The sequence below is a fragment of the Mycolicibacterium tusciae genome, assembly GCF_002086795.1.
Taxonomy (GTDB): domain Bacteria; phylum Actinomycetota; class Actinomycetes; order Mycobacteriales; family Mycobacteriaceae; genus Mycobacterium; species Mycobacterium tusciae.
In genome coordinates this window covers 354955-369176 of sequence record NZ_MVIM01000002.1, presented here as the reverse complement: position 1 = coordinate 369176, position 14222 = coordinate 354955, and the positions used below count along the sequence as shown (strand labels likewise).

The 14222-nt window shown below is 66.6% G+C and carries 15 protein-coding genes; 9 read left to right on the top strand and 6 right to left on the bottom strand.

Annotation, left to right across the window (positions count from 1 at the left end; translation table 11 throughout):
• Positions 1–35: 35 nt before the first annotated feature.
• The 4 genes from BST47_RS04860 to BST47_RS04845 are packed head-to-tail and all read left to right on the top strand — an operon-like array spanning position 36 to position 4262.
• A complete protein-coding gene (locus tag BST47_RS04860; RefSeq protein ID WP_083124075.1) occupies positions 36–2081 on the top strand; it encodes an MMPL family transporter in 2046 nt (681 codons plus the stop codon).
• Between the two features lie 19 nt (positions 2082–2100).
• Entirely contained in the window at positions 2101–2835 is a 735-nt protein-coding gene (locus BST47_RS04855; RefSeq protein ID WP_165799744.1) for an alpha/beta fold hydrolase, read from the top strand.
• A gap of 9 nt (positions 2836–2844) precedes the next feature.
• Complete coding sequence (locus BST47_RS04850; RefSeq protein WP_083124073.1) at positions 2845–4074, top strand: cytochrome P450; 1230 nt, start codon at positions 2845–2847, stop codon at positions 4072–4074.
• The gene (locus tag BST47_RS04845) at positions 4071–4262 is read left to right on the top strand and encodes a ferredoxin (protein ID WP_083124072.1); all 192 of its coding nucleotides are present in this window, start codon (positions 4071–4073) and stop codon (positions 4260–4262) included. Before BST47_RS04850 ends, BST47_RS04845 begins: the two co-directional genes overlap by 4 nt.
• Here BST47_RS04845 and BST47_RS04840 read toward each other — a convergent pair.
• Genes BST47_RS04840 through BST47_RS04830 form a run of 3 tightly spaced genes read right to left on the bottom strand, consistent with a single transcriptional unit; the run spans position 4259 to position 6846 of the window.
• Positions 4259–4867 (bottom strand): hypothetical protein, encoded by a 609-nt coding sequence (locus BST47_RS04840; protein ID WP_083124281.1) that lies wholly within the window; start codon positions 4865–4867, stop codon positions 4259–4261. The genes BST47_RS04845 and BST47_RS04840 overlap by 4 nt on opposite strands.
• A 51-nt stretch (positions 4868–4918) precedes the next feature.
• Complete coding sequence (locus tag BST47_RS04835) at positions 4919–5554, bottom strand: PaaI family thioesterase (RefSeq protein ID WP_083124071.1); 636 nt, start codon at positions 5552–5554, stop codon at positions 4919–4921.
• Positions 5551–6846 (bottom strand): adenylosuccinate synthase, encoded by a 1296-nt coding sequence (locus tag BST47_RS04830; RefSeq protein WP_083124070.1) that lies wholly within the window; start codon positions 6844–6846, stop codon positions 5551–5553. The genes BST47_RS04835 and BST47_RS04830 overlap by 4 nt, the downstream gene beginning before the upstream one ends.
• Before the next feature lie 127 nt (positions 6847–6973).
• Between BST47_RS04830 and BST47_RS04825 the strand changes: the two genes are divergently transcribed.
• Genes BST47_RS04825 through BST47_RS04815 form a run of 3 tightly spaced genes read left to right on the top strand, consistent with a single transcriptional unit; the run spans position 6974 to position 9253 of the window.
• The gene (locus BST47_RS04825; RefSeq protein ID WP_083124069.1) at positions 6974–7519 is read left to right on the top strand and encodes a peptidase M50; all 546 of its coding nucleotides are present in this window, start codon (positions 6974–6976) and stop codon (positions 7517–7519) included.
• Between the two features lie 9 nt (positions 7520–7528).
• A complete protein-coding gene (locus BST47_RS04820) occupies positions 7529–8314 on the top strand; it encodes a site-2 protease family protein (protein WP_083124068.1) in 786 nt (261 codons plus the stop codon).
• Positions 8315–8359: 45 nt separating this feature from the next.
• Complete coding sequence (locus BST47_RS04815) at positions 8360–9253, top strand: cation diffusion facilitator family transporter (RefSeq protein ID WP_083124067.1); 894 nt, start codon at positions 8360–8362, stop codon at positions 9251–9253.
• 4 nt (positions 9254–9257) lie between these two features.
• On the opposite strand, the gene BST47_RS04810 is transcribed toward BST47_RS04815, so the two are convergent.
• Positions 9258–9674: a DUF3151 domain-containing protein gene (locus BST47_RS04810; protein ID WP_083124280.1), complete on the bottom strand. Its 417-nt coding sequence runs from the start codon at positions 9672–9674 to the stop codon at positions 9258–9260.
• A 92-nt stretch (positions 9675–9766) separates the two neighbouring features.
• Between BST47_RS04810 and BST47_RS04805 the strand changes: the two genes are divergently transcribed.
• Positions 9767–10555, top strand: a complete 789-nt coding sequence (locus BST47_RS04805) for an Rv0361 family membrane protein (RefSeq protein ID WP_083124066.1) — start codon at positions 9767–9769, stop codon at positions 10553–10555.
• On the opposite strand, the gene fbaA is transcribed toward BST47_RS04805, so the two are convergent.
• Entirely contained in the window at positions 10552–11592 is a 1041-nt protein-coding gene (fbaA, locus tag BST47_RS04800; RefSeq protein WP_083124065.1) for a class II fructose-bisphosphate aldolase, read from the bottom strand. The two genes, BST47_RS04805 and fbaA, sit on opposite strands and share 4 nt — an antisense overlap.
• A gap of 155 nt (positions 11593–11747) precedes the next feature.
• Here fbaA and BST47_RS04795 point away from each other — a divergent pair, with 155 nt between their 5' ends.
• On the top strand, positions 11748–12404 hold the full coding sequence (locus tag BST47_RS04795; protein WP_083124279.1) for a VTT domain-containing protein: 657 nt from the start codon (positions 11748–11750) through the stop codon (positions 12402–12404).
• Here the strand turns inward: BST47_RS04795 and nhaA are convergent.
• Positions 12401–14200: a Na+/H+ antiporter NhaA gene (nhaA, locus tag BST47_RS04790; protein WP_234809570.1), complete on the bottom strand. Its 1800-nt coding sequence runs from the start codon at positions 14198–14200 to the stop codon at positions 12401–12403. The two genes, BST47_RS04795 and nhaA, sit on opposite strands and share 4 nt — an antisense overlap.
• Positions 14201–14222 lie beyond the last annotated feature (22 nt).

Here is a 14222-nt window from a genome sequence, read left to right as displayed (position 1 = left end):
TTGATTAATATTTAAGTATCTGAAATATTGGAGGCATGTCGCGTCGCTTGTCCTGGCTCCTGGCAGTGCTGGTGGTGGTCGTCTCCGGTGCGTTGATGGCGCTTGTCGCCGGTGATGACTCCGCCGAACGTTCCCCGGTCGCGGTGCCCGAGGACGCCGAATCCGCGCGCGCGGACGCGATCCGCTCACAGTTCCCCGGCGGTGACGAAGTCCCGGCGATCATCGTGATCACGCGCAACGACGGCGCCCGCCTGGACGCTGCCGACCTCGCCGCCATCCAGCAGAAATGGCGGGCCCAGGTGTCCGAGGACGGTGCGGCCGCACTGACCGTCGTGCCGTTGGACGCCGACCTCACCGGATTCGCACTCAGCGACGCGGTCAAGGAGCTTCGGCAATCGGCGGCCGAGGGGCTTCCCGGCGATCTGCGGACCGAGGTCACCGGTGGACCCGCCTTCGGCGCCGACATCGCGAACTCCTTCTCGGGGGCCAACTTCACGCTGCTCGCGGTCACCGCGGCGGTGGTGGCGCTGCTGCTGATAGTCACCTACCGATCTCCGGTGCTCTGGCTGGTACCGCTGCTGGTGATCGGCTTCGCCGACCGGGTGGCCGCCGTGGTGGGCACCGCGGTCGCCAGCGGGCTCGGGATGAATCCTGACGGTTCGACATCGGGCATCACCAGTGTGCTGGTATTCGGTGCCGGCACCAACTACGCGCTGCTGCTCATCTCTCGCTATCGAGAGGAGTTGGGCCGCCACAACGATCACCACGAGGCTCTCGATATCGCGGTGCGACGCGCGGGCCCGGCGATCATCGCGAGCAACGCGACCGTGGTGCTGGCGCTGCTGACGCTGCTGTTCGCGTCGTCGCCGAGCGTGCGCAGCCTGGGCGTACAGGCCGCTTCGGGTCTGGTGGTCGCCGCGGTCTTCGTGCTGCTCGTGCTGCCGCCGCTGCTCGGCCTGTTCGGTAAGCGGTTGTTCTGGCCCTTCATCCCGCAACTCGGGGCGGAACCCCTGACCGACAGCGGAATCTGGCACCGCATCGCCGAAGCGGTGGCCAAGCGGCCCGGCCGGGTCGCGATCGTATCCATCGCGGGCCTTGCGCTGCTGTGTACCGGCTTGCTGACCACACCCGTCGGACTCTCACAGACCGAGCAGTTCCGGGTACAGGCCGAATCCGTCAACGGCTACGAGACTTTGGCGAACCATTTCCCGAGCGGTCTCACCGATCCCGCGCGCGTCATCGCGCCGACGGACCGGGCCGCCGACATCGCACAGGCGATCGCGGACACCCCCGGCGTGCTGTCTGCCAGCCCGGCCGGACAGAGTGCCGTCGGCCTATCGCAGTGGTCGGTGGTCATCGACGCCGAGCCCGCGTCGGATCGGGCTTTCGAAACCATTGATGCGCTGCGTGATTCGGTACATGCGGTCGATGAGGACGCATTGGTCGGCGGGTCCGACGCGACGGCACGCGATGCGAGTGCGGCCGCCGGGCGCGACCGGCTGGTGGTGATCCCCGCGATTCTCGTCGTCGTGCTCGCGGTGCTCTACGTGCTACTGCGTTCGGCACTGGCGCCGCTGATCCTCGTCGCCGTCACGGTGCTCAGCGCGCTGGCGGCGCTGGGGCTGGGCGGCTGGGCCAGCGTCCACCTGTTCGGCTTCCCGGCGCTGGACAACACGGCGCCGCTGTTCGCGTTCCTGTTCCTGGTGGCGCTCGGCGTGGACTACACGATCTTCCTGGTCACCCGTGCCCGCGAAGAAACCCCGACGCACGGCACCCGCGACGGGATCGTCCGCGCCGTCTCCGCGACCGGGGCCGTCATCACCAGTGCAGGCATCGTGCTGGCCGCGGTGTTCTGTGTCCTCGGAGTGCTTCCGCTGATCGTCCTCACCCAGGTCGGCATCATCGTGGGCCTCGGCATCCTGCTGGACACCTTCGTCGTGCGGACCGTGATCATCCCCGCGCTGTTCACGCTCATCGGCCCCGCGATCTGGTGGCCCAGTCTCAGGACCGACGATTACCGTGCACCTGGTGGACGAACAGCGGGTCGACACCGCGCTCGGGAAGGTGCGCATCCGCACTAGCGGAACCGGCGAAGCCATCATGTTCTGGCCGAGCCTGCTGATGACCGGCGACATGTGGTCATCGCAGGCCGACCACTTCGGCTCGACGCGCCAGGTCATCCTCGTCGATCCGCCCGGCCATGGTGGTAGCCAGAAGCTCACTGCGCCATTCACTTTCGACGATTGTGCGCGCGTCATCGTCGACATACTCGACAGCCTCGGCGTGCAGCGGACACATTTCGTCGGCAACTCGTGGGGCGGAATGATCGGCGGCACGTTCGCCGCGAGCCATCCCGACCGCATCGGTCGCGCCGTGCTGATGAACTGCACCGCATCGGCCGCGGGCGCACGGCAGAAGCTCGAGTACGGATTCCTGTTGCGCTTGGCGAACCTGCTCGGCGGCGTCCGGCCACCCCTGACCCGCTCCGTCCTCAAGGCGTTCCTCGGGCCCACCACGTTTCGGACCCGTCCCGACGTCGTGGAATTCGTGCGGAACACCGTGCAGGCCGTCGACATCCGGTCCGCTGCATGGGCGGTGCGCAGTGTGGTGCCCACCCGGCCGGACCAGCGTTCGCTGTTCGCGAAAATCTCGACGCCGGTGCTGGTGGTCGCCGGCATCGAGGACGCCACCTTCGGAGTGCCGGAGACGTCCGCAATGGCCGAGGCCATCCCGGGTGCGCAGCTCGTCGTGCTGGATGGGGTGGCCCACCTTGCCGGGCTCGAGAATCCGCCTCTGGTCAACACGTTGATCCAGGAGTTCGTTTTTCGCGGGTAGCGTCAAGAGATGACCGGCACCTCCGGAACCCAGGCCCCGCAGCTGCCGCTGCACATGCGGCGCAATGCGTTCGACCCGACACCGGATCTGCGCGAGATCCGCGAGACCACCGGGGTTCGCACCGCGACGAACTCGTTCGGTATGACGGTGTATCTCGTCACCAGATACGACGACGTCAAGGCAGTGCTGTCCGACCACGAGCGGTTCTCCAACAGCCGCCCGCCGGGGTTCTTCATGCCGGGGGCACCGCTGATATCCAACGAGGAGCTGGCCGCTTCGCGGGCGGGCAATCTGCTCGCCATCGACCCACCGGAGCACCAGCGTCTGCGCCGCATGCTCACCCCCGAGTTCACCATCCGCCGGATGAAGCGGCTGGAACCGCGCATCGTCGAGATCGTCGATCAGCACCTCGATGCGATGGAAAGCGCCGGTCCGTCAATCGATCTGGTGGAAAGCTTCGCGCTGCCGATCCCGTCGCTGGTGATCTGCGAGCTGCTTGGCGTCCCCTATGACGATCGCGACGACTTCCAGCAACGCAGCGTCCGCCAGCTGGATCTGTCCATTCCGATCGCCGACCGCATCGACCTGCAACGGGAGGGCCGCGACTACATGCAGTCGCTGGTCGACCGTGCGCGCAGGCATCCCGGCGACGACATCCTCGGGATGCTCGTCCGCGAGCACGGCGACGAGTGCACCGACGCCGAACTCATCGGCATCGCGGGTCTGCTGCTGCTCGCCGGGCACGAGACCACGTCGAACATGCTCGGTCTAGGCACCCTTGCCCTCCTGCGGCATCCCGAACAACTCGCCGCGGTCCGTGACGATCCCGACGCGGTCGGGCCCGCCGTCGAGGAGTTGCTGCGCTGGCTGTCGATCGTGCACAGCGCCATCCCACGGTTCACCACCACCGAGGTAGAGGTGGCCGGCGTACGGATCCCCAAGGGCGAAATGGTTTTCGTGTCGATGCCGTCCGGCAATCGGGACCCCGACTTCATCGACTCCCCCGAGACGTTCGACATCGGGCGAGGCGCGATCGGGCACTTGGCATTCGGGCACGGAGTGCACCACTGCCTCGGCGCCCCGCTCGCGCGCATGGAGATGCGGATCGCGTTTCCGGCGTTGTTGCGCCGGTTCCCCACGCTGGCGCTGGCCGAGGATTTCGACGACGTGCAGTTCAGATCGTTCCATTTCATCTACGGCCTGAAGTCGTTGGAGGTCACTTGGGAGGTGTCGCCGTGAAAGTCGCAGCCGACCGCGATCTGTGTATCAGTGCGGGCAACTGTGTGATGTCGGCACCGGCGGTGTTCGATCAGGACGACGACGGCATCGTGGTGGTTCTCGTCGACGAGATTCCGGACGACGAGTTGGATCACGCCCGGGAGGCCGTGAAGCTTTGCCCCTCAGAGGCTTTGCGGTTGTCTGACTAGCGTCCGTCGCGGTCGAGGTCGATGACGCCGGCCCTGCTCAACAACAGCAGGCTGACGACGAGCACCCAGATGGGGAAGGCCAGCGTCAACCACATGCTGATGTCGGCCGACAGGATGAGTCCAACGGCGACAAGGTAAGTCACGCCGACCAGCCACTTAGGCATCAGACCGGTTTTCAGCCAGATGGTGGCCAGCGAGATCATGAAGACCGCCGCCATCCGCAGGGCGTACGTCTTGCTCAACGACAACAGCAGCGCCTGCCCGAACAGAGCGCCGTCGGGCCCGGTGTGGGTGAGAGCCACACCCACCGCCGACGATACGAAGATCATTGCCAGGAACAGCAGTCCGCTGCCGATGAACACCGACGAGAAGAACTTGTCCTCGAAACCGCCGAAGCCGTCGCGTACGACGCCGATGAACCACAGGAAGGCGATGCCCGCGAAGGGCATCAGAATGGCTGACACCCTGATGCCGTGGCCGCCGTCGGCCCACTGCGAGCCGGGCTCGGCTCCCTCGGGTAGGGACTTGCGGATCATCACCAGTGCGGTGCCGAACAACAGCGCGAACAAAACTCCTGCGAACGCTGCCGCCCGCGGAGTCGACAGACTGTGCACGCGGTCGATCGGTTGGGAGGTCACGCCGCCATCGTGGCACTTCTACGGCTGGCCGGGGAGCAATCTGATCATCAGCCCGTTCGCCTCCGCGAGGAGCTTCTCGTCCCGGTCACGCAACTCGGCATTGACGAACGCCTTGCGTCCCTCGACCTCCCGCACCCATCCGCGCATCGTCAGCGGCGCATCGATTGGCGTCACTGCGCGGTAGTCGACGTGCAGGAAACCGGTCCGGCTGATCGGTCTGCCGGACGCGTGGATCACCATGCCGAACATCGAATCGAACATCAGCGGCAGCACCCCGCCGTGGACGGCATAGTTGCCGCCGACGTGATAGCGGCTGAACTGCACGGTCAACTCGACGCCATCGGCCTCGAACTTCGTCACCCGGTACGGCGGCATCAGCAGGCTGCCCGACCCGGGCAGGGACGGGACGCGGTTGGCCGGACCGACGCCTTCGGCCGCTTCGAACGGGTCCAGCAGCTTGACCAGTTCCTCGGCACGGTCGGCGGCCTGTTCCCAGGTCCCGCTGTCCGGATCGGCGGACACGGCAAGGTCCTGCGCCCGGCGCATCGCGGAGAGGAAGCGACCGAATCCCGGACCGGGCTCGGCCACCTGGAAATTCGGGAAGCCGCCGTGCTTGTCGTAGTCGGGATCGACCAGCCTGGGATCGTCGGTCACTTAGCTGCCAGAATGTCGCGGCGCACGATCGTCTGCTCGCGCCCGGGGCCCACGCCGATGCACGAAACATGTGCGCCGGCAAGATCTTCCAGACGCAGCACATAGTCGCGGGCCTTGGCGGGCAGGTCGTCGAACTCGCGCGCGTCGGAGATGTCCTCCCACCAGCCGGGCAGTTCCTCGTAGATGGGTTCGGCGCGGTGAAGGTCGGACTGGGTCATCGGCATGTCATCGACCCGCTTTCCGTCGACGGTGTAGCCGACGCACACCGGCACGGTCTCCAGGCTCGACAGCACATCGAGTTTGGTGAGGAAGTAGTCGGTGATGCCGTTGACCCGGGTCGCGTAACGGGCGATGACGGCGTCGAACCAGCCGCAGCGGCGCCGACGTCCGGTCGTCACCCCGACCTCGCCGCCCGTCTTCGACAGGTACTCGCCGAACTCGTCGAACAGCTCGGTGGGGAACGGTCCCGAGCCGACGCGGGTGGTGTAGGCCTTGAGGATCCCCAGCACCGTCGTGATGCGCGTCGGACCGATACCGGAACCGACCGCCGCGCCGCCGGCCGTCGGATTCGACGATGTGACAAAGGGATACGTTCCGTGGTCCACGTCGAGCAGTGTGCCCTGCGAACCTTCGAGCAGCACCGTTTCGCCCTTTTCCAGCGCGGTGTTCAGCAGGTATCGGGCATCGGCGATGCGGTGCTTGAAACCCTCGGCCTGGGCCAGCAGGTTGTCGACCACCTCCGCGGGCTCGAGCGCTTTGCGGTTGTAGATCTTGACCAGCACCTGATTCTTGAAATCCAGTGCGCCCTCGATCTTTTCGGCCAACTGGCCCTCGTCGAGCACATCGGCGACCCTGATCCCGATACGGGCGATCTTGTCCTGGTAGCACGGACCGATTCCGCGGCCGGTGGTGCCGATCTTCTTGCTGCCCGCGTACCGCTCGACGACCTTGTCGATCGCCACGTGATACGGCATCAGCAGATGCGCGTCGGCTGAGATCAGCAGGCGCTCGGTGTCCACGCCACGGTCTTCGAGACCCTTGAGCTCGTTGAGGAGGACTCCCGGATCGACCACGACGCCGTTGCCGATGACGTTGGTGACGCCGGGGGTCAGGATGCCCGACGGGATCAGGTGAAGGGCGAAGTTCTCGCCCGTTGGCAGCACCACCGTGTGGCCGGCATTGTTGCCGCCCTGGTAGCGCACCACCCACTGCACTCGGCCACCGAGTAGATCGGTGGCCTTTCCTTTGCCCTCGTCGCCCCACTGTGCGCCGATGAGCACGATTGCCGGCATCGCGTACTCTCCCGCTTGATCTGCCCAAAGTCTGGGTCCAGCCGGTGACCCACCCTATCCCAGCCGACGCCGAGGAGCCCCTTTGACAGCCGCTGACGTTGCGGTGTTGCTGGTCGACGGTAGAAGGATGCCCCGGTCGCTGCGGGGGCTGGCCACGATCAGCGAGGATGCCGTCACCGAATCTCGGCGCGTCATCGTGGTGGGTTCGCAGGCCGACCTGGCCGCCGTACTGAGCCGGTTGCTGAAGGCCGACCGCCTCGATGTGGAGGTCGCGCAGGTGCGGTGGCCGTGGCAGGCCAGGCGCGCCCTCACCGGCGCCGCCACCCGAATCCCGCTGATCAGGGACGAAACGGGGAAGGTGATCGTCGGGGCCGCGCACTGGCTGCCGCCGGACGACAGGGCCGCCACGCTCCGCGGCGAGGCCGCCGTCGACGACGTCGTGCTGTTCCACGGCGACGTGACCGGGGTGCGCATCGAACCGACCACGACCATGCCCGGGCTACGTGCCGCCGCGCTGTCGTCGCGCATGCGCCCGAAGCGCTGGGTCGCGGGCCGCGCCGCCCAGCTGGGTACCGAAGGCGCGCTCGTCGTCCGCGACGGGGTGGCCGGACAGCGACCGGTCCGCCGGTCGACGTTCTATCGGCACACCGAGGGCTGGCTGTCGGTTCGGTAGCGTCAAACCGTGAACGTCCGTCCGCTGCACCCCCGGGCCTCGGTCCGCCCGAGCCCGGTTTTTCTGGCGATCGTCGCGCTGACCGCCGTGGGCGGGGCGTTGGCGTGGTTCTCGGCGAGCGCGGTCGGGCCGCTCGCCTACGTCGGGGTTTTCATTTTCGTCGTCGCCGGTTGGGTGGTGACGCTGTGCCTCCACGAGTTCGGCCACGCATTCACTGCGTGGCGCTTTGGCGACCACGACGTCCCGGTGCGCGGCTATCTGACCCTCAACCCTTTCAAGTACTCGAATCCCCTGCTGTCGATCGTGCTTCCGGTGGTGATCATCGCGATCGGGGGCATCGGGCTGCCAGGCGGTGCGGTATGGGTGCGGACGTCATTCATGACCAAGGCCCAGCGGACAGTCGTCAGCCTCGCGGGCCCGTTCGCCAACCTCGTGTTCGCGGTGCTTCTGCTGGTGCCGACGGCACTGCTGCGCGACCAGGAACACGCGGTGTTCTGGGCGGCCATGGCGTTCCTCGGTTTTCTCCAGGTAACCGCGTTCGTGCTGAACATGCTGCCCGTGCCCGGGCTGGACGGGTACGGCGCGCTAGAGCCGCATCTGAGCCCGCAGACCCAACGCGCGCTGGAACCGGCCAAACAATGGGGTCTGCTCGTCCTGATCGTTCTGCTGTTCACCCCCCAGCTCAACCGGTGGTTCTTCGAGCTGGTGTTCTGGTTCGTCGAGCTCTCCGGTGTGCCCGGCGGTTTGGCAATGGCAGGTATGGATCTCACCCGCTTCTGGTCCGCCTGGTTCTGAGCGAGCCTCTTGCGACATATGCGCGTTTACGCATAGGTTGTCGGTATGGGCGCTGGGCACGACCACGGAACGCGCGATGCGCGGGTGAGCCGGATGCTGATCGCGGCGGCGATCCTGACGGCGTTCTTCGTGATAGAGCTGGTGACCGCGCTGTGGATCAACTCGATCGCGCTGCTGGCCGACGCCGGCCACATGCTCACCGACCTCGTCGCGATGTTCATGGGCCTGACCGCGGTCCTGCTCGCCCGACACGGCAGCGCGTCACCGGCGCGCACCTACGGCTGGCATCGGGCCGAGGTGTTCACCGCCGTCGCCAACGCGGTGCTGCTCCTCGGGGTCGCCGCATTCATCCTCTACGAGGCCTTCGAACGTCTCGGTGACGCGCCCGAGATCCCCGGCGTGCCGCTGATCGTCGTCGCCGTTGCCGGGCTGGTCGCCAACGCCATCGTCGTCCTGCTGTTGCGGTCGCACTCCGAGAGCAGCCTCGCCGTCAAGGGCGCCTACATGGAGGTCGTCGCCGACACCGTCGGCAGCATCGGTGTGCTGATCGCGGGAATCGTGACGGTGACGACGCGCTGGCCCTACGCCGACGTCGTGGTCGCGGTGTTCGTCGCGCTGTGGGTGTTGCCGCGCGCCATCGCACTGGCCCGCGCGGCGCTGCGGATCCTGTCGGAGACGTCGCCGGCCCATATCGACGTCGACGAACTACGCCAGGCGCTGTGCGACGTGGACGGCGTCACCGAGGTACACGACCTGCACGTGTGGACGCTGGTCCCGGGTAAGGACATGGTGACCGCACACCTGACCAGCACGCGGGATGCCGCACTGGTGCTCGACGACGCGCGCGCCGTGCTCGCTGAACACGGCCTCGACCACGCCACGGTTCAGGTGGAACCGCCCGAGGGAGCCGCCGACTGCAAGTGTGAGGCGGAGACGTAAGTGCTCAAGCAAGCCCGAGCGCCGGCCTGGCCTCGGGATCGCAGTCGTCGAGCAGATCCACGCAACGCTGATACTCGTCGGTTTCGCCGATCTGGTCCGCGGCCTGCGCCAACGCGGCCACACAGCGCAGGAATCCGCGGTTGGGTGCGTGACCGTACGGAACCGGTCCGAAGCCCTTCCACCCGTTGCGGCGCAACTGGTCGAGTCCGCGGTGATAGCCGGTCCGCGCGTAGGCGTAGGCCGTTACGGCCTGGTCGGCGGCGAGCGCCTGTTCGGCGAGTGTGGCCCATGCGACCGACGCCGATGGATGTGCGGCGGCCACGATGGCCGGGTTTTCGGCGGCGGCCAGTTCGGCCTCTGCCGCCGGGTCGCCGGGAAGCAGGACCGGATCCGGCCCGAGAAGGTCACCCATCCGTGTCATGTGACCCATTGTGCCGTGCGGCTCCCGGCGGGCGTCCCGCCGGATGGTTAAGCTTTGCGGCCGAAGCGTTGTAACGGAGGGCTGCAGTACCGATGTCGAATCCACAGGGGCCGGACCAGCCGGATGAGGTCACCGACCAGGGGGCCGACGATTCTGCGCCTGCTACCGAGGTGATGGGGTCCGCCGAATCCGAGCACGACGCGGCAACCGAGGTGATCTCGACCGAGACGCTGTCTCAAGAGCCCGCCGCGCCGGAAGAACCCGAGCGCCGGTTCACCGCACCCTCCGGTTTCGACGCCGGGGTCACGACGAGGATCGACACACCGTCCGAACCCGCAACCGAGGTCATGGCCACGGCCGCCGCACCGGTGGCGAAACCCGTTTCACCACAAGTTATTCCGCCGCGCGGCGAAGTGCCCAAATCGCCGCCGTCCAAAAACCGCAGCTTGGGCTGGGTGATCGCGGTCGTGCTGGTGATCGCTGCGCTGGTGGCCGTCGCGGTGCTTGGCACCCTGCTGCTGACCCGCGGTTCGGAGCCCACGGTGTCCCAGGAGGATCGGGTTCGCTCCGCCATCGAGAACTACGACGCCGCGATCGCGAAAGGTGACCTGGCCACGCTGCGCAGCATCACCTGCGGCAAGGCGCGCGACGACTACGTCACCTACAACGACAAGGTGTGGTCCGACACCCACTCGCGGATCGCGGCCGCCAAGCGATATCCCGTGATCGCCAGCATCGACCAGGTGGTGGTCAACGGCGATCACGCGGAGGCCAACGTCACGACGTTCATGGCCTACGCGCCGCAGACCCGCTCGACGCGAAGCCTGGATCTGGAGTTCCGCGACGACCAGTGGAAGATCTGCCAGGCACCGTCCAGTTAGCCGCCGGCTGTGACTGAGCGACCCGCACAGTGCAGGTCGCGGCACGCCTCTATGACGCGTTCGGTCATCGACGCCTCGGCCTTCTTCAGATAGCTGCGCGGGTCGTAGGCCTTCTTGTTGCCGACTTCGCCGTCGACCTTGAGCACGCCGTCGTAGTTGGTGAACATGTGCGCCGCGACGGGCCGGGTGAACGCGTACTGGGTGTCGGTGTCGACGTTCATCTTCACGACGCCGTAGCGCAGCGAGTCCTCGATCTCGGACTTCAGCGAGCCAGACCCACCATGGAAGACGAAGTCGAAAGGCTTTGCGTCCTCCGATAATCCGAGTTTTGCCGCCGCCACCTTCTGGCCCTCGGCGAGAATGTCGGGCCGCAGCTTCACGTTGCCCGGCTTGTAGACGCCGTGCACATTGCCGAACGTCGCGGCCAGCAGGTACCTGCCGTGCTCACCCGCGCCGAGCGCCTCGATGGTCTTCTCGAAATCCTCCGGCGTCGTGTAGAGCTTGTCGTTGATCTCGTGGGCCACGCCGTCTTCTTCGCCGCCGACCACACCGATCTCGATCTCGAGGACGATCTTGGCGGCCGCGGCCTCCTTCAGCAGCTCGCGCGCGATGTCCAGGTTCTCGTCGAGCGGCACCGCCGAACCGTCCCACATGTGCGACTGGAACAGCGGGTTACTCCCACCGGCGACCCGCTGCTGCGAAATCGCGAGCAACGGCCTGACGTAGGTGTCCAACTTGTCCTTCGGACAGTGGTCAGTGTGCAGGGCCACGGTGATCGGATACTTGTCGGCGATGACGTGGGCGAACTCGGCGAGCGCCACGGCGCCGGTCACCATGTCCTTGACGCCGAGTCCGGAGGCGAACTCGGCCCCGCCGGTGGAGAACTGGATGATGCCGTCACTACCGGCGTCCGCGAAACCCTTGATGGCCGCGTTGACCGATTCCGAGCCGACGCAGTTGATGGCGGGAAACGCGAAGGAATGTTCTTTGGCCCGGCTCAGCATCTCCGCGTAGACCTCGGGCGTTGCGATGGGCATATGCGTTCCTCTCGGCGATCAGTACGTACAGCGATTCTCGCAGGGGTGGGGCCACCGCACACGGTCAAGCCGAATCGACATTTCGGCAGCAACCGCTCAGACCGGTATCTTGGGGCCTTGTGACGACCTCCGCCGCTGCCGACCAGCTGGCACTCATGCCGGACTTCCTCGACCCGATGACGTTGCTCGGGTATTTCGGTACGTGGGCCCTGGTGGGACTGCTGGTGGTCATCTTCGTCGAGTCTGGCGTGCTGTTCCCGATCCTGCCGGGTGACTCGCTGCTGTTCGTGGCGGGCATGCTCGCCGCGGGCACCCAGGCGCTGCAGGCCGACGGCGGCGAGGTGATCAACTTCCAGCTCTGGCAGCTGCTGGTGTACATCCCCATCGCCGCGGTGCTCGGCGGTCAGGTCGGCTATTGGATCGGACGCAACGTCGGCACGGCGATGTTCAAGCCCGACGCCAGGATCCTCAAGCAGCGTTACCTCGACGAGGCGCACGCGTTCTTCGAACAGCGGGGCCCGTTCGCGATCGTGATCGCGCGATTCGTGCCGATCGTGCGAACGCTGGCGCCGCTGACCGCAGGCGCCGCCAGGATGAGCTACCCGGTGTTCACGTTCTTCAACGTCCTCGGTGCCGTCGTATGGGGCGTCGGGCTGACACTGCTCGGATACTGGCTCGGCCGGTTCCAGATCATCCAGGACCTCCTCGAGCCCATCGTGATCGGCATCGTGGTGGTGTCGGTCCTGCCGATGGTCTTCGAGTGGTACAAGCGGCGCAAGGCCGCCAAGCGCGCAGCGGGCGAAGCCGCCTAGCCGCTCACCGGCGGCCGGTCATGGCGGCCTTGCTCCAGAGCCCGGATCAGGCTGGCCGAATCCCACGGCCCCTTGTGCCGCTTACCGTTGACGAAGAACGTCGGCGTCGAGTTCAGATCCATCGCCTCGGCGTCCTGCGCGTCGTCCTGGACGCGGTGCAACACCTTCGACGGATGAACCCGAACGTCCTGATCGAACTGTTCGAGATCGAGCCCGACCGCGTTGGCGTAGCGGTAGATGTCCGACCACTCCAGGTCGTCCTGGTGCGCGAACAACTCGGTACCCATCTCGAAGTACTTGCCCTGCAACCCGGCAGCCTCGGCGGCGCGTGCCGCGTCGAAGGCCCGCGGGTGGACCCGCTCCAGCGGCAGGTGTCGCCACACGTAGAGCAGGTCGTCGCCGAAGCGCGTCCGCACCTCGTCGATTGCCCCCGTCGCGCGGCTGCAGAACGGGCATTCGTAGTCGCCGTACTCCACCAGCGTGAGCGGAGCGTCAGGTTTGCCGCGGAGGTGGTCGCGCGCGGGGTCGACCGGTCGAATCAGCTTGAGGCCGATGGGTTCCGGCGGGCTGACCAGGTCGGTGATGTGGAAGATGGCCCAGCCGAGGACAAATGCGACGAGCGATGCGGCGATGACGCCGATACGCGCCTGATCCTGCCGCGCGGGTTCGCTGATCGCGATGTCGACGATGAAAAGCGAGATGGTGAAGCCGATTCCGGACAGTGCGGCACCACCGGTGACCCGGCGCAACCGAAGCCCGGGAGCCAGCTGGCCGAGCCCCGTTCGGCTCATCAGCCACGTCGCACCGGTGATACCGATGAACTTCCCCACCACCAACCCGGCGACGATGCCCCACGTCAACGGTGAGCGCGCCGCGGCGGACAGGCTCTCCGCGTCGAGCCTGACCCCGGCGTTGACCAACGCGAACAACGGTAGTACCAGGAAGGACACGTACGGACCGATGTCGGTCTGCAGTCGTTCGTTGATGGAAATCGATTGCCGCAGACGGCGGGTGGCCGTGCGGGCGTACTGAGAGTTCGGTGACTGCCGGAACGCGCGGATCACCTCGACGGCGTCCTCGACCTGTCTGCGCTCCGGGGCGAATACGGGAATGAGTAACGCGAGCGCGACACCCGCGAGGGTCGGGTGAATTCCGGCCAGGTACAGACCGACCCACAACGCGAAGCCCAGCACCGCATACGCGGGGCCGCGGGCGACGGGCAGAAACCGCACCAGCGCGATGGCGATGAGCAGCAGCGCCGACACCACCAGCGGTGCCACCTGGATCGAATCCGAATAGAACACCGCGATCACGATCAGCGCACCGACGTCGTCGACGACGGCCAGGGTGAGTAGGAAGATCCGCAGTCGCCCAGGGAATTTCGGTTTGATGATGGCGAGCGCACCCACCAGGAACGCGGTGTCGGTGGAGATCACCACACCCCAGGCGTGGGCGTTCTCGCCGGAGGGGTTGAGCACCAGGAATATGACGGCGGGCGCGACGAGACCCGCGATCGCCGCGACGACGGGTACCGCGGCTCTCGCTCGGTCGGTGAGCTCGCCGATCGCGAACTCGCGTGTCACTTCGAGGCCGACGATGAAAAAGAAGAACGCCATGAGCGCGTCGTTGACCAGATGCTTGACGCTCATGTCGAAGTGGTGCTCGCCGAACGAAACACCGACGTGGGTGTCCAGCAGGGTCCAATAGCTTTCCGCCCATGGCGAATTCGCCCAAGCGATGGCGATGACGGTGGACAGCAGCAACAGGCCCGCGGCGGCGTTTTCCCCAGGCTTCATCGATTTGAGATCGCGGCCGAAC

Coding starts and splice junctions, on each gene's coding strand:
- BST47_RS04860 (WP_083124075.1), top strand. CDS start 36: ATGTCGCGTCGCTTGTCCTGGCTCCTGGCAGTGCTGGTGGTGGTCGTC.
- BST47_RS04855 (WP_165799744.1), top strand. CDS start 2,101: ATGTTCTGGCCGAGCCTGCTGATGACCGGCGACATGTGGTCATCGCAG.
- BST47_RS04850 (WP_083124073.1), top strand. CDS start 2,845: ATGACCGGCACCTCCGGAACCCAGGCCCCGCAGCTGCCGCTGCACATG.
- BST47_RS04830 (WP_083124070.1), bottom strand. CDS start 6,846: ATGCCGGCAATCGTGCTCATCGGCGCACAGTGGGGCGACGAGGGCAAA.
- BST47_RS04825 (WP_083124069.1), top strand. CDS start 6,974: ATGCCCCGGTCGCTGCGGGGGCTGGCCACGATCAGCGAGGATGCCGTC.
- BST47_RS04815 (WP_083124067.1), top strand. CDS start 8,360: ATGGGCGCTGGGCACGACCACGGAACGCGCGATGCGCGGGTGAGCCGG.
- BST47_RS04810 (WP_083124280.1), bottom strand. CDS start 9,674: ATGACACGGATGGGTGACCTTCTCGGGCCGGATCCGGTCCTGCTTCCC.
- BST47_RS04805 (WP_083124066.1), top strand. CDS start 9,767: ATGTCGAATCCACAGGGGCCGGACCAGCCGGATGAGGTCACCGACCAG.
- fbaA (WP_083124065.1), bottom strand. CDS start 11,592: ATGCCCATCGCAACGCCCGAGGTCTACGCGGAGATGCTGAGCCGGGCC.
- BST47_RS04795 (WP_083124279.1), top strand. CDS start 11,748: ATGCCGGACTTCCTCGACCCGATGACGTTGCTCGGGTATTTCGGTACG.
- nhaA (WP_234809570.1), bottom strand. CDS start 14,200: ATGAAGCCTGGGGAAAACGCCGCCGCGGGCCTGTTGCTGCTGTCCACC.